Consider the following 13,898-nt stretch of genomic DNA (forward strand, 5'->3'; position numbering starts at 1 on the left):
CAGGCGCTGCAGGAGGTCCCGATCCAAGTTCTCACCAAGCCGCAGCTGGTGCCCGGCCAGGATTCCCAGCATCGGGGCCGAGCACGCGCGCGGCGGTGGGCTTTCACGACGGCGAGCGCTATGACTCCGCCCCATGAACGACCGGGCCTCTGCCGAGCCTCCCCCCGGCGCTATGCCGGCCCCTCCTGGAGCGACGCAGCAGGCGGTGACCCGCGCGGACGATGGTCCCACGCAGCACGGCGCTGCTCGCCGTGACGCCGACGCTACCGCGGCGCACGGCCACCACGGCGGCAAGGCAGCGCTCGCCCTGGCCGCGCTGGGGGTCGTCTTCGGCGACATCGGCACGAGCCCGCTCTACGCGCTCAAGGAGTGCGTGAGCGGCACGCACGGCGTCCCGCCGACGCCCGACAACGTCCTCGGGCTGCTCTCGCTCCTCTTCTGGTCGCTGATGATGGTCGTCACGGTCAAGTACGTCACCTTCATCACCCGGGCCGACAACGACGGCGAGGGCGGCATCCTCGCCCTGCTCGCGCTGGTGCCGGAGCGGCTGCGCGCCAGCGGGACGCAGGGCGTCGGCTGGCTCGCCGGGCTCGTGGTGCTCGGCGCCGCGCTCCTCTACGGCGACGGCGTGATCACGCCCGCCATCTCGGTGCTGAGCGCCATGGAGGGCCTCGAGGTGGCGACGACCGCGCTCAAGCCGTTCGTCGTGCCGCTCACCTGCGCGATCCTCGTCGGGCTCTTCAGCGTGCAGCGCTGGGGGACGGCGCGCGTCGGCAAGGTCTTCGGCCCCATCATGGTCCTCTGGTTCACCGCGCTCGCCGCGCTCGGGCTCGTGTTCATCGCCAGAAACCCGGCGGTGCTCGCCGCGCTGAGCCCCGTGTACGCCGCGCGTTTCTTCGCCGCCCACGGCCTCCACGGGGTCGCGATCCTGGGGTCGGTCGTGCTCGTCATCACGGGGGGCGAGGCGCTCTACGCGGACATGGGGCACTTCGGGCGCGCCCCGATCCGGCTCGCCTGGTACGCGCTCGCGCTCCCGGCGCTCGTTCTCAACTACTTCGGCCAGGGGGCGCTCCTGCTTCAAGCGCCCGAGGCCGCCGCGAACCCGTTCTTCGCGATGGTGCCGAAGGGTCCCCTCACCTACGCGCTGGTCGCGCTCGCCGCCATGGCCACCGTGATCGCGTCGCAGGCGCTGATCTCGGGCGCCTACTCGCTCACGCACCAGGCGATCCAGCTCGGGTACCTGCCGAGGACCCAGGTGCGCCACACCTCGAGCGAGACCGCGGGGCAGATCTACATCCCCCTGACGAACTGGGCCCTCGCGGCCGGGTGCCTCGCGCTCGTGCTGATCTTCCAGCAGTCGAGCCGGCTGGCCGCGGCGTACGGCCTCGCGGTGACCGGCACGATGGGGATCACGTCGATCGTCTTCTTCGTCGTCATGCGCCACACGTGGCGAGCCCCGCTCGCGAAGGCCCTGCCGCTGCTGATCCTGTTCCTCTCGTTCGATCTGCCGTTCTTCGGGGCCAACCTGATCAAGTTCCTCGACGGCGGGTACGTGCCGGCTGTCATCGCCGCTGTCCTGTTCATCATGATGGTGATCTGGAAGCGAGGCCGCGCGATCCTGGCCGAGCGCTTCACGCGGGCGGCCCCCTCGGCCTCTGCCTTCGTGCGCGATCTCGACGCGAAGTGCCGCGCGCGGGTCCCCGGCACGGCGGTGTTCCTGAGCTCGCGCGCAGGCAAGACGCCTTATGCGCTGACGCACCACCTCAAGCACAACAAGGTGCTCCACGAGACGGTGGTGATCTTGACGGTGGTGACGGAGCACGTCCCGCGGGTCGCCGACAGGGAGCGTCTCGACGTGACGAGCCTCGACAAGGGGGTTCACCAGATCGTCATCCGCTCGGGCTTCATGCAGTCGACCGACGTGCCGGCGCTCTTGCGGCGCGCCGCGGCCACGCACGGACTGCCCATCGATTTCGCGGACGTGGCGTATTACCTCGGCCGCGAGACGATCCTCGCCACCGACAGGGGCCGGATGGGCAGGATCACGGAGACGATCTTCGCGGTGATGGCGCGGAACGCCGGCGCCGTGCCCGACTACTTCAGGCTTCCGCCGGAGCGGGTTGTGGAGATCGGCGTGCAGGTCGACCTGTAGCGGGCGTGATAAGTCCCCTCGATTGTTGGGTTTTTAGCGAGAAAAATTCGAGGGGAGGTTTCGGATGGCGGGCGGCTCCACCTCCGCTGGGCTTTCGCGCGCCCGAGGCGCTATGACTCGGCCCTCATGAAGACCACGCCCCTGGGCCGTGTCCTGCCCGCGCTCGGCCTGTCGCTCCTGGGCTGCGCGTCCGAGCCGTGGACGCTCACGATCGAGGTCGTGCCGGGGCACGAGGCGACCGCCTTCCAGGAAGATCCGCCGGTCGCCCGGATCGAGGTGACCGCGACGGCGGCCGAGGGGGACGTCACCGTATCGGCGGCGGCGGCGCCGGGCGGCGAGCTCGATTTCGGCGAGATCCCGGCGCAGCGGGCGTACACGTTCGAGGTGCGCGGCCTCGACGCGGGCGGCGCGACGGTGGTGCGAGGCCGCTCCGCGGCGGGTATCTACCTCGCCGCGCTGACGGGCGACGTGCTGCCGCTCTTCGCCCAGCGGACCGGCCGGTGGGCGCGGCCGCCGGGCGAGCTCGCGGCGTCGCGCGTCGGCGCGCCCGGGGCGGCGCTCGCGGAGCGGTACCTGGTCCTCACCGGCGGGGCCGCGGCCGGGGGCGCCGCGGCGGGCGACGTGGACCCGGCCCGGCTCGACGCATACGACCTCGCGATGTGGGGCGGGAGCGCCTCCAGCGGCGCGCTCCCGCGGGCGGCGCGGTCGCTCGTCGTCCGGGGAGACCTGCTGCTCACGCTGGACGACGAGGGCGCGACCTGGACCGACCTCGCGGCGGGGCAGAGCGCCGAGGCGTCGCTGCCCGAGGGGCTCGGCTCGTTCGCGGAGGTGGCGGGCGGCCGGACGATCGAGGCCTCGGACGGGCGCTCGTTCGTCGTCGGCGCGACGCGCTCAGGCGCGGCCGAGGGGGCGCCGGGCGAGCCCTCGGACAAGGTGCTCGTCGTCGGCGCGGACGGGGCGCTCTCGGTGGCGAAGCTCCGTCATGCGCGGGCCGGCGCCGCGGCCGTGTGGGTGGAGGGGCTGGGCCTGGTCGTCGCCGGCGGGAGCGCGGACGGCGCGGGGCTGGAGGTGCTCGGCGACGGCGCCACCGCGTTCTCGCCGAGGCCGTTTCCGCCGGACCCCTCCGAGGGGGCGGGCGCCGCGGTGACCGGCCCCGGGGAGATCGCGCTCGTCGGCGGGGTCCAGGGCGGCGCCGCGGCGCCGACGCGGCGGCTCGCGCCGGGGTGCGCCGTGAGCGCCGCGACCTGCGCGGCGGTGGAGGTCGAGGGCGCAGCGCTGACCGCGGCCATCGGGGGCGTCGCGGCGTTCGCGCTGCCCGGCGGGCGCATCCTCGCGGTGGGGTCCGAGGCGGGCGAGGACGGGCTGACGCGGAGCTTCATCGTCGACGTCGCGGCGGCGCAGGTCGAGGAGCTGCCGCTGAGGGAGCCGCGGCGCGGCGCGGCCGTGGTGCCCGCGCCGAACGGGACGCTCGCGGTGCTCGGCGGGGTCCACGCGGATGGGACGCCGGCGCTGACGATCGAGACGTTCTTCCCGGAGTGAGCGGTCCGCCGGAGGGCGTCGACAGCCTTCCAGGCGTTGAGCAACACCTCGGCCTCCACATCGCGTCGGTCGCGTCGCGGGATGCCGGCGAGCGTCGCGAGGACGATGCCGCGCTCCGCGAGGATCGCCTCCATCGTCGGCTTCTTCTTGGGATGTCGTGCGGCAGGCGGGCTCTTCGCCACCTTCCGCGGGCGCTTCACCCGCTCCTCCCGCACATAGGGCACCTGTCCGCTGCGACTGGGCGGCCGAATAGGCGCTCGATCGTGGTTCCAGCCGCCCGCGCGGCGCGCATGGCGGTGCCGGGCGACCCGGCGAACTGGCCCGAGGCGATCACGGGTCGGCATGCCCATCACCTCGGTGAGGCATGCCCACGTGCCGTACGCAGCCCACGCAGGTTCTTCAGCGCCTCCCGGAGGCGCTTGCGCTCGGGTTCGGTGAGGGAACGGGTGACGAAGGGGCGGCGCCGTGTGGATACACGTCCGCCTTGCCCACCGTCGGGTGGGATCAGGTATAGCTGCACTGTCGAACTCCGCTTCGGTCGGGGTTCGGCCACGCAGCCCGGTCGGTTGGCGCCGACGCGGGCTGCACTTGCTTGAGGCCGAACCTACGGGCCCGATCTGAGCTCCGCTATCGCGAAGTACTCACTTTGACCAATCGACTGGCACCTTGACCATTACCCGCTATCGCACGAATTCGCAGTCGTCGAGCTGCACGTGCATCATGAGGCCCTTGACCTCGCAGCGGATCGTCACGCGGTCTCCCTTGGAGACCGCCGCGACCTCCTGCTCGTGTGCCTTGGAGAACGTCGCCTGGAGCGCGGGAAGCTCAAACGCCGCTCCGGTGCCGACGATGATGTAGATGCCGCCGAGGATGTCCTTTTTGATGTCGCCCGCGACGCCGGTCGTCTCGACCGTCTTGCCCTTGAACTGCCCGTCCGCGCGCACCTCGTTCGCCTTGTAGGCGGACATGAGGTCGGACGCCTTGACCTTCAGCGCCTGCACCTCGGCCGGCGGCGGCTCGACGGCCTTGGGCGCTGGCGCCGGTTCTCTGGCAGCCGGCGCGGTCGCCACCGTGGGCGTCGCGGCCGCGCGGGTCGCAGGTGTCTGCGGCGCGTTCAACGCGCCCACGGCCCCGATGAGGCAGAGGATGCCGACCGCGATCGTGAGGCCGACCTTGCCGTTCTTGCTGAACGCGGGCGAGCTCCAGAGGAGCCCCAGGCCCACCGGCCAGCAGCAGAACAGCGAGAGGATGACGATCCCCGCGCCGAAGTACCACGGCGGCTTCGGAGGCGGAGGGCCGTAGCCGGGAGGGGGCCCGTACCCTTGCGGCGGGCCGTATGGCGCTTGCGGATACTGCTGTTGTGGTGGCGGTGGGTACCCGGGAGGCGGTCCCCATCCTCCGTTCGGCGGCTGTTGCATGAGATCGAGGCTACGAGCCTCGATCCGCGGCCGTCCACCGCTTTCGGTTCAGCCTGACCGCCCCACCGCCGCCATCGCTTCGGCTTGGCGGCGGGCGACGGCTGAGACGCCTCGGCGCCATCCCGCTCGACGAAGCGAGCGCCGGGCACTGGAGCCTCCTCGTTTTTTTTCTCTCCCCGAAGGCTGTCGACAGCCTCCGGGTTGAGTTTTTTCTCTCCCCGAAGGCTGTCGACCCCCTCCGGGTTGAATTCCCCAGGCACGATGCGCGCTGCGCCGGAAGCGGCGCGCCTCCCCCGACCATCGCCCAGGGCCTGCTCGGCCGGCCCTGGGCCGCGGTGGCCGACCGTGAGTGGGCTGGCTGCCACCTCGGCGGTCCTTGGTTCTTTTGGGCAGCCATTTCACCGATGGATTTCACCGGGAGATCGGGGGCAATCCGTTGGACGTACGGCGCCTCCGAGGACGGCCAACGACCGATCGCAAGATCCTCCAAGTCGGCCGGCCCGCCGGTGCGTAACTTCCGCGAGGTCGGAAGGAGGGCTCATGATCGGTGGTATCAAGCGCGCGCAGGCCAAGGCGGGTTCCGAGGCGGAGTTCGAGGCGATCTTCAGGACCCACGCGGCTGCAGTCCGGGCCCAGGAGCCGGGCACGCTCAGCTACGACCTGTTCAGGGACGGCGCGCCCGGGCGCTATGTGGTCCTGGACCGCTATCAAGACGGAGAGGCGCTGGCGGCCCACTGCGGCTCGCCCCACGGAACCGCCTTGTTTCCGCGCATGCGTGCGCTGCTTGAGCGCCTGGAGGTGAGCTACTATCCGGGACACGAGCCCGGGGACACGCGATATACAGCCCTCGCCCTGACGCGCGCTCCCCTGGACACGGCCTTCCGTCTGGCCGCGGACATCCGCCTCCTGCCCCGCTGGAGCACGCGCTTCTGCCAGGGATTGCGACAGGAGGGGGAGCGCTGGATCGTGAGCTCCCCCCAGGGAGACGTGCGCTTCCGCTACGAGGCAGACCCGTCCGCGGGCGTGGTCTGGCACTGCGTGGATCCAGGCAGCGGAGAGCTGCGGATGCCCATGCGCATCGTGCGACACGGCCCCGGGAGCCTGCTCCTCTTCACCATTCAGCGGCCGCCGGGGTGTTCCGAGGCGGCTTTCGACGAGCAGAGAGAATGGGTGGATCGGGAGCTGACTCAGCTGCGAGATCTGGTCGAGGGGTCTTAAGTACTACCCCCGAGACGCTGCAGTCTCTCGCCCGCTCGCTCGATCGCCCTCGCACAGCTAGAGGCGTCCATCGACGCCCCGCGCGGCGTACTCCCACTCTGCCTCCGTGGGGAGCCGATAGCCGTTCGCCTCGCGGCGCCAGATCACGCCCTTCCCATCGTGCTCATGCAAACAATTGAAAACAATTCAACGATGAACGAGCTGCCAGGTGTCGGCATCCTATGTCCGCACCACCGAATCGTCTTCTTCACGACTTGACATGCATGCGACTGGGAGATCGGGTATTCGTGTCCCGGCGCGGAATGAGCCTGGGCACGTTCGCGATCTCTCCGGCGTCGGCTCACCTCTTCCTGCCCGCGCGTCGAGGCGCCGCCGCGCCGCGCGCCCTGTAAACCGCTCGTAGATCCTCCGCGATCTCCCGGAGCCGCGCCCGCAGCGCCGCCGGCTCGACCACCTCGACGCCCCGGCCCAGCCCGACGATCTGCGAGATCGCGATCGACTCCCGCTCGAAGTCGACCGTCACGGCGCTCGTCCCGTCGCGCCCGCGCTCCCCGCGCCCCCACCGCTCGTGCTCGCCGCCGGGCCGGACCCGCCGGAGCGCCTCTTCCCCCTCCCCGGTCACGCGCAACGTCACCACGTAGCTCGCCCTGCGCTCCGCGAACCGCCCGCTCAAGGCCTTCCAGCACGCCGCCAGGTCGAACCCCTCCGGCCGCGCAAACGCGGCTTCGAGGAGCCGCGCCCCCGCCACCCGCGCTCCCCGGAAGATGCTCGGCCCCCGCTCGGTGCCGGCGACGAGGTACCAGCGGTCGGCCTTGATCACGAGCCCGTACGGCTCCACCACCCGCTCGCTCGCCTCGCCGTCGAAGTCCCGGTACGCGAGCCACACCTTGCGATCCTGCCAGACCCCCTCCCGCAGGACGTCGAGGTGCGGCACCACCTCCCTGCCCTGGAACCACCCCGACGCGTCCACGTGGAGCCGCTGCCGCGCGTGCTCGGCCAGCGACCTGTGCACGGCCGGCAGCGCCGCCGACAGCTTGATCAGCCCGCTCTCCAGCGCCGCCGAGAGCCCGATGTCGGCCAGCGCTCCGGGCGCGGCGACCGCGGCGAGCGCCTGCACCTCGGGCTGCGTCAGCCCGGTCAGCGTCGTCTGCCACCCCTCCGCCAGCGCGATCCCGCCGCTCGGGCCGCGCTGCGCATAGACGGGCACGCCCGCGGACGACAGCGCGTCGAGGTCCCTGTAGATCGTCCGCGCCGAGACCTCCAGGCGGCGCGCCAGGTCCTCGGCCGTCAGCTGCCGGCTCTTCGCCCGCTGCAAGAGCAACATCAAGCTGAGCAGCCGATCCGCGCGCATGACCGTCCGTGGCTCCCGACCCCGAAATGACCCGCCCGAGAGGCTACGCGCAATTCATGACAGGAGACGTCAGGAATTCTCCCGTAGCGTCGCAGGACGACCGGAACAGGCCGGAATGCAAGGGCGCGCGCGCCGCAGGAGCCGCGCGCGTCCGCGACGACGCCGGTCGCCAAGGAGGAGACATCGTATGAGACCGCTCGAAGGACAGGTCGCGCTCGTCGCCGGAGCCACGCGCGGCGCGGGGCGCGCCATCGCACGCTCGCTCGGCGAGGCCGGCGCCACGGTCTATTGCACAGGGCGCAGCGTCCGCGGCCGGCCCGCCACGGGCCAGCGCCCCGAGACCATCGAGGAGACCGCCGAGCTCGTGGCCGCGGCGGGAGGGCGCGGCGTCGCCGCGCAGGTCGACCACACCGTCGAGGAGCAGGTCGAGGCGCTCTGCGCCCGGATCCGGCAGGAGCAAGGGAGGCTCGACGTCCTGGTCAACGACGTGTGGGGCGGCGATGAGCTCACCGAGTTCGGCCAGCCGTTCTGGAAGCTCTCCCTGCCCAGCGGGAGGATCCTGCTCGAGCGGGCCGTCACCTCGCACATCATCACGAGCCGCCACGCGGTGCCGCTCATGCTCGAGCGCGATCGCGGCCTCATCGTCGAGATCACCGACGGCGACCACTTCGGTTACCGCGGCAACCTCTTCTACGATCTGGCGAAGATGTCGGTCATCCGCCTGGCCTTCGCCATGGCCTGGGAGCTGCGCCGCCACCCCGCCGTGACGGCGCTCGCGGTGACGCCCGGCTTCCTGCGCTCGGAGGCCATGCTCGACCACTTCGGCGTCACGGAGGCGAACTGGCGAGACGCCGCCGAGAAGGAGCCGCACTTCATCGAATCGGAGACGCCGTTCTACGTGGGCCGCGCCGTCGCGGCGCTCGCCGCCGATCCGGGCGTCGCGGCGAAATCCGGCCGCGTGTTCAGCTCGTGGGATCTCGCGAGGGAGTACGGGTTCACCGACGTCGATGGCCGGAAGCCCCACTGGGGCGAGTACTTCGAGCGGAACCTCGGCAGGTACAACAGGGCCGGCGAGGCGGCCTATGCGAGCTGGTTCAATGGACCGATGGAGCTCGCGTGCCCCGACTGGCCCAAGGAGTGACCGGCGCTCCGCCTCAGTGGGCGTAGGGCTCGCCGCGCAGCAGGGTCATCGCGCGGTAGAGCTGCTCGATCAGCACCAGCCGCGCGAGGCGGTGCGGGAACGTGAGCGGCGACAGGCTCCACCGGTCGTCCGCCGCGGCGGACACGTCGGGCGGCAGCCCGTCCGCGCCCCCGATCAGGAACGTGACAACGCCCTTGCCGCGCGAGCCCCAGCGCTCGACGCCGGCCGCGAACGCCTCGCTGCCGAGCGCCTTGCCGCCCACCTCCATGGCGATGACGCTCGCCCCCGCCGACGCGCGAGCGAGCAACGGCCCGACCTTCGCCGGCGGGCCGTCCTGGATCTCGATCTCGTCGCACGCCACGTAGCGGCGGATGCGGCCGAGGTACTCGTCCATCGCCGCGCGCAGCGGCTTGTCCTTCACGCGCCCGACGGCGGCGACGACGAGTCGCACGGCGCGCTCAGCTCGGATCGAACCGCGGGGCGGGCTGCGCCCCCGGCGGCAGGCTCTCCTCCGGGACCGGGACGCGCCCCGCGTCGATCCAGAGCCCCTCGATGTCGTAGATGCGGCGCGTCTCCTCCTGGAACACGTGCACCACCACGTCGCCGAAATCGATGAGCACCCAGGTCGCCGCGGCGAGGCCCTCCATCGAGAGCGGCGCGAGCTTCTGCTTGCGCACCGCCTCCTCCAGCCCCGTCGCGATCGCGTGGACGTGCCGGTCGGAGCGGCCGGTCATGATCACGAGGTAGTCCGCGTAGTCGACGCGCCCCACGACCTCCAGGATCTCGACGCCGATCGCCTTCTTGTCGAGCCCCGCCGCGGCCAGCGTCAGCGCGAGCTCGCGCGCGGGTGCCGAGGGCTCGGGGACGGGCGGCGGCGTGCTCCTGCGCGAGCCGGCGCGCTTCGGGCCGGTGAGCGGCGACTTGGCGCGCGCGGGCGACCGCCCCGCGAGCGGCAGCACCGCCTTCGCGCCCTCGCCGCCGCCACGCGCGACCCGCGGGGCCGGCGCGTCGCCGTCGTCGCGCGCCGGACGCCGCGCCCTCGAAGCCGGCCGATCCGCGGGGATCGGCCGCTCCGCGCGCTCCAGCGGCTCCGCCTCGCCGCCCGCGCGGCGCGCGCGGACCACCTTCTTCTTCGCGCCGGCCTCGCCGACGCCCGCGTGGGAGGCGCGGATCCGGGGAGACGCCGGTCGCTTCGGCTTGGCCGCGGACGACGCCCGGCCGGCCGCGCCCGCCTTGGCGGTGGTCGCCTTCTTCCGCGCCGGCGCGCGGGGCTCCGCGCCCTCGCCCGCCTTCGACCCCGACTTCGCCCGCGGCTTGCTGCTCCCCTCGCCTGCGTCCTTCTTGCTCGCCAACGTTCTCTCGCTTTCTTGCGCCCGGTCGATGACCGGCGCCCCTCGTCTCGCCCGCGTCAGCGGGTCTGGCCCTCGCCGTACGCGATCCACTTGAGCGTCGTCAGGCTCGCGAGCCCCATCGGGCCGTAGGCGTGGAGCTTCGTCGTGGAGATGCCGATCTCCGCGCCGAGGCCGAGCTCGCCGCCATCGTTGAACCGGGACGACGCGTTCACGAGCACGCAGCTCGCGTCGACCTCGCGCAGGAACCGCTGCGCGTGATCGTAGCGGGGCGTGCAGATGACCTCGGTGTGCATCGAGCCGTAGCGGCCGATGTGCTCGATCGCCTCGTCGAGCGACCTCACCACCCGCACCGCGAGGATGGGCGCGAGGAACTCCCGCCCGTAGTCGTCCTCCGCGGCCTTGCGCGCCGACGGCACGAGCGCGCAGGTGGCGGCGTCGCCGCGCAGCTCGAGCCCGCGCTCCGAGAGGGCGGCCACGCGCCCGAGCAGCGGCGCCGCGACGCCCTCGTGGACGAGCAGGCACTCCAGCGCGTTGCAGACGCCGGGGCGCTGGAGCTTGCCGTTCTCGACGAGGCGGTAGGCCATCTCGACGTCGCAGCCGGCGTCGGCGAAGAGGTGGTTCACGCCCTTGTAGTGCTGGATCACCGGGACGCGCGCGTTCTCGGCCACGAACCGGATGAGCCCCTCGCCGCCGCGCGGGATGGCCAGATCGATCATGCCGGTCAGGCCGAGGAGGATCCGCGTGGCCTCGCGGTCGAGCGAGGGGACCATCTGCACGGCGTCGGCCGGCAGGCCGACCGAGCGCAGCGCGTCCGAGATCAGCTCGCCGAGGGCCGCGTTCGAGCGAGCCGCCTCCTTGCCGCCGCGGAGGACCGCGGCGTTGCCGCTCTTCAGGCAGAGCACGGCGGCGTCGACCGTCACGTTGGGGCGCGACTCGTAGATCATCGCGATCACGCCGAGCGGGACGCGCACCTGCCCGACGAGGAGCCCGTTCGGCCGCCGCTCCATCCCGACGACCTGCCCGACCGGATCGCTGGCGGAGGCGACCTCGAGCACCGCGCCGGCGATCGCCGCGAGCCGCGCCTCGTCGAGCACGAGCCGGTCGACGAGCGCCTCGGAGACGCCGGCGGCGCGCGCCGCGGCCACGTCCTCGGCGTTCGCGGCCAGCACCGCGGAGCGCTTGCCCTCGCCGGCCTCGGCGCGCAGCCGCTCCGCGATCGCGCGCAGCGCGCGGTCCTTCTGGGCCCGGTCCAGCGGGGCGAGGGCCCGGGCAGCCGTCCGGGCGCGCTGGCAGAGCGCGCGAAGCGTGCCCTCTAGATCGATGTTGCTCTGTTCCACAGCGGGAACCTAGCTCGCCTCCCTGCGCGGGCCAACCGTTCTCCTGCGCGTCCATGCTAGCGTACCCGCCGTGTCCGGCGATCTCCGAAGCTCGAGCCAGGCGTCCTTCGCACCCGGATCCCGAGACGCCGGCCGCGCGCCGCGGGCAGGCAGCGCGCGGCGCGGCGCGGCGCTCCTCGCGGGGGCGCTCGTCGCCGTGATCGCGCCGGCGTGCCGCGGCTCGGACGCAGGCGCAGACGCGCCCGCCACGGCGAGCACGGGCATCCCCCTCGCGGCGCCGGGCGCGCTGGGGGCGCCGCTCGACGCGCCGCCGGCGGCCCGCTCCGTCCCCTCCTCGCCTTTCGCCGATCCGGAGGGGCTCCAGGTGCCGCCCGATCCGGCCGGCCCTCCCGAAATACCACCGTATCGTGCTCCTCCCGCGAACAGCGGGGGGAGCGGAGTGGAGCTATGACACGCGCCCGCCACGCCTCGCCGATCGCGGCGCTCGCCGCGATCCTCGCCGCGCACCTCGCCGCGGCGTGCTCCTCCGCCGCGCCGAAGCCGCTCCCACCCGGTCCGCCGCCCGAGTACGAGCGCCCGCGCGTGTACGACGGCGGCGTCGGCGACGCGCCCGCCGCGCCGCCGGACGAGTCGGATGCGACGGATGCGACGCCGGGCGCGCCGCTGCTCGCCCCGTCGCCGGGCGCGCCGCCCGCGTCCACGCAGCCGCCGCCCACCACGCCGCCGCCGCCCACGCAGCCGTAGCGCAGGGCGCTGCGAGCGGGCGTGCGGCGAGCGCCTCGGCCGCGCGACTCTGGCGGATCCAGCCCCGCCATGCTAGCGGCAGCCATGCTCTCACCCCGGCGGGACTTCGTCGTCATCCTCGATTTTGGCTCTCAGTACACGCAGCTCATCGCCCGGCGCGTGCGCGAGTCTGGCGTCTACTGCGAGATCCACCGCTTCGACGTGCCCATCGCCGAGCTGCGCCGGCTCGCCCCGCGGGCGCTCATCCTCTCGGGCGGCCCCGCCAGCGTGTACGGAGACAACGCTCCCCGCTGTTCCCGGGAGGTGCTGGAGCTCGGCGTCCCGACGCTGGGCATCTGCTACGGGCTCCAGCTCATGGCGTATCACCTCGGCGGCAAGGTCGAGCGCGCGCACACGGGGGGCGAGTACGGCCCCGCGGCGGTGCGCGTCGAGCGCCCGACGGGCATCTTCTCGCGCTTCGCCGAGGGCGACTCCATCGACGTCTGGATGAGCCACGGCGATCGGCTCACCGCGATGCCGGAGGGGTTCGTGTCGCTCGGCACCACGACCGGCAGCCCGCTCTGCGCCGTCGCCCGCGAGCGCGACAAGCTCTACGGCCTCCAGTTCCACCCCGAGGTCGTCCACACGCCGCGCGGCAAGGAGATCCTCCAGTCCTTCCTGTTCGACGTCGCCGGCCTCTCGCCGACCTGGACGCCCGCGTCGTTCGTGGAGGAGGCGATCGCCGCGGTCCGCGAGAAGGCCGGGCCGAGCGACCGCGTCATCCTGGGCCTCTCGGGCGGGGTCGACTCCTCGGTCGCCGCCGTGCTCTGTCAGCGCGCCCTCGGCGACCGGCTGACGTGCATCTTCGTCGACAACGGCCTGCTGCGCGAGGGCGAGGCGGAGAGCGTCGAGCGGACCTTCCGCGGCCACTTCCACATGAACCTCGACGCCGTCGACGCGTCGGCGCGGTTCCTCGAGGGGCTGCGCGGCGTCGTGGATCCGGAGCAGAAGCGCAAGGTGATCGGCCGCCTGTTCATCGAGGTGTTCGAGGAGGAGGCGAAGCGGGTCCAGGGCGCGAAGTGGCTCGTGCAGGGCACGCTCTACCCCGACGTGATCGAGAGCGTCTCGTTCAAGGGTCCGAGCGCCGTCATCAAGAGCCACCACAACGTCGGCGGCCTGCCCGAGCGGATGAACCTCGGCCTGATCGAGCCCCTGCGGGAGCTCTTCAAGGACGAGGTGCGGGCCGCCGGCGAGGCGATGGGCATGCCGCGGGACATCCTGTACCGCCAGCCGTTCCCCGGCCCGGGGCTCGCCGTGCGCTGCCTCGGCGAGGTGACGCCGGAGAAGCTGCGCGTGCTCAAAGCGGCCGACGCCATCTTCGACCAGGAGATCCGCGCCGCCGGGCTCTACGAGTCGCTCTGGCAGAGCTTCTGCGTGCTCCTCCCGGTGCGCTCCGTGGGCGTGATGGGCGACGAGCGCACCTACGACGAGGCGATCGCGCTCCGCGCCGTGCACTCGACCGACGGCATGACGGCCGACTGGGCGCGGCTGCCCTACGACCTCATCGCCCGGGTGAGCTCGCGCATCATCAACGAGGTGCGCGGCGTGAACCGCGTGGTGCTCGACGTGTCCTCGAAGCCGCCCTCGACGATCGAGTGGGAGTGACG

General features: G+C 72.7%; 12 protein-coding genes. 6 read left to right on the plus strand and 6 right to left on the minus strand.

From position 1 onward, the window contains the following. Nucleotides 1-133: 133 nt before the first annotated feature. Both WMF14_RS20755 and WMF14_RS20760 read left to right on the plus strand, forming a co-directional pair. Complete coding sequence (locus WMF14_RS20755; RefSeq protein WP_437803288.1) at nt 134-2,152, plus strand: potassium transporter Kup; 2,019 nt, start codon at nt 134-136, stop codon at nt 2,150-2,152. Nucleotides 2,153-2,278: 126 nt separating this feature from the next. Next, nucleotides 2,279-3,691 (plus strand): hypothetical protein, encoded by a 1,413-nt coding sequence (locus WMF14_RS20760; RefSeq protein WP_437803289.1) that lies wholly within the window; start codon nt 2,279-2,281, stop codon nt 3,689-3,691. A gap of 680 nt (nt 3,692-4,371) precedes the next feature. Here WMF14_RS20760 and WMF14_RS20765 read toward each other — a convergent pair. Next, entirely contained in the window at nt 4,372-5,109 is a 738-nt protein-coding gene (locus WMF14_RS20765) for an OB-fold protein (protein ID WP_437803290.1), read from the minus strand. Nucleotides 5,110-5,649: 540 nt separating this feature from the next. On the opposite strand from WMF14_RS20765, the gene WMF14_RS20770 reads away from it, so the two are divergent. Continuing rightward, nucleotides 5,650-6,327 carry a putative quinol monooxygenase gene (locus WMF14_RS20770; RefSeq protein ID WP_437803291.1) on the plus strand — a complete coding sequence of 226 codons (678 nt, stop codon included), beginning with the start codon at nt 5,650-5,652 and terminating at the stop codon, nt 6,325-6,327. A 57-nt stretch (nt 6,328-6,384) separates the two neighbouring features. Here WMF14_RS20770 and WMF14_RS20775 read toward each other — a convergent pair whose 3' ends face one another. Further along, complete coding sequence (locus WMF14_RS20775; protein WP_437803292.1) at nt 6,385-6,474, minus strand: SUMF1/EgtB/PvdO family nonheme iron enzyme; 90 nt, start codon at nt 6,472-6,474, stop codon at nt 6,385-6,387. 193 nt (nt 6,475-6,667) lie between these two features. Further along, nucleotides 6,668-7,678 (minus strand): helix-turn-helix transcriptional regulator, encoded by a 1,011-nt coding sequence (locus WMF14_RS20780; RefSeq protein WP_437803293.1) that lies wholly within the window; start codon nt 7,676-7,678, stop codon nt 6,668-6,670. 187 nt (nt 7,679-7,865) lie between these two features. Here WMF14_RS20780 and WMF14_RS20785 point away from each other — a divergent pair, with 187 nt between their 5' ends. Beyond that, on the plus strand, nt 7,866-8,819 hold the full coding sequence (locus WMF14_RS20785; protein WP_437803294.1) for an SDR family oxidoreductase: 954 nt from the start codon (nt 7,866-7,868) through the stop codon (nt 8,817-8,819). Nucleotides 8,820-8,832: 13 nt separating this feature from the next. On the opposite strand, the gene WMF14_RS20790 is transcribed toward WMF14_RS20785, so the two are convergent. From WMF14_RS20790 to WMF14_RS20800, 3 genes are read right to left on the minus strand one after another with little or no spacing between them, the layout of a single operon-like run. Continuing rightward, a complete protein-coding gene (locus tag WMF14_RS20790; protein WP_272099347.1) occupies nt 8,833-9,270 on the minus strand; it encodes a 23S rRNA (pseudouridine(1915)-N(3))-methyltransferase RlmH in 438 nt (145 codons plus the stop codon). Between the two features lie 7 nt (nt 9,271-9,277). Continuing rightward, nucleotides 9,278-10,171, minus strand: coding sequence for a ribosome silencing factor (rsfS, locus tag WMF14_RS20795; protein WP_437803295.1), 894 nt, complete (start codon nt 10,169-10,171; stop codon nt 9,278-9,280). 56 nt (nt 10,172-10,227) lie between these two features. Next, nucleotides 10,228-11,508 (minus strand): glutamate-5-semialdehyde dehydrogenase, encoded by a 1,281-nt coding sequence (locus tag WMF14_RS20800; RefSeq protein ID WP_272099351.1) that lies wholly within the window; start codon nt 11,506-11,508, stop codon nt 10,228-10,230. 447 nt (nt 11,509-11,955) lie between these two features. Between WMF14_RS20800 and WMF14_RS20805 the strand changes: the two genes are divergently transcribed. Further along, nucleotides 11,956-12,252 carry a hypothetical protein gene (locus WMF14_RS20805; protein WP_272099352.1) on the plus strand — a complete coding sequence of 99 codons (297 nt, stop codon included), beginning with the start codon at nt 11,956-11,958 and terminating at the stop codon, nt 12,250-12,252. Nucleotides 12,253-12,321: 69 nt separating this feature from the next. Further along, nucleotides 12,322-13,896, plus strand: a complete 1,575-nt coding sequence (gene guaA, locus WMF14_RS20810) for a glutamine-hydrolyzing GMP synthase (protein WP_437803296.1) — start codon at nt 12,322-12,324, stop codon at nt 13,894-13,896. Nucleotides 13,897-13,898: the final 2 nt, after the last annotated feature.

It is taken from the genome of Sorangium sp. So ce693, from assembly GCF_051521375.1.
Classification (GTDB): Bacteria; Myxococcota_A; Polyangia; order Polyangiales; family Polyangiaceae; genus Sorangium; species Sorangium atrum.

Coding starts and splice junctions, on each gene's coding strand:
- WMF14_RS20805 (WP_272099352.1), top strand. CDS start 11,956: ATGACACGCGCCCGCCACGCCTCGCCGATCGCGGCGCTCGCCGCGATC.
- WMF14_RS20770 (WP_437803291.1), top strand. CDS start 5,650: ATGATCGGTGGTATCAAGCGCGCGCAGGCCAAGGCGGGTTCCGAGGCG.
- guaA (WP_437803296.1), top strand. CDS start 12,322: ATGCTAGCGGCAGCCATGCTCTCACCCCGGCGGGACTTCGTCGTCATC.
- WMF14_RS20755 (WP_437803288.1), top strand. CDS start 134: ATGAACGACCGGGCCTCTGCCGAGCCTCCCCCCGGCGCTATGCCGGCC.
- WMF14_RS20765 (WP_437803290.1), bottom strand. CDS start 5,109: ATGCAACAGCCGCCGAACGGAGGATGGGGACCGCCTCCCGGGTACCCA.
- WMF14_RS20760 (WP_437803289.1), top strand. CDS start 2,279: ATGAAGACCACGCCCCTGGGCCGTGTCCTGCCCGCGCTCGGCCTGTCG.
- WMF14_RS20780 (WP_437803293.1), bottom strand. CDS start 7,678: ATGCGCGCGGATCGGCTGCTCAGCTTGATGTTGCTCTTGCAGCGGGCG.
- WMF14_RS20785 (WP_437803294.1), top strand. CDS start 7,866: ATGAGACCGCTCGAAGGACAGGTCGCGCTCGTCGCCGGAGCCACGCGC.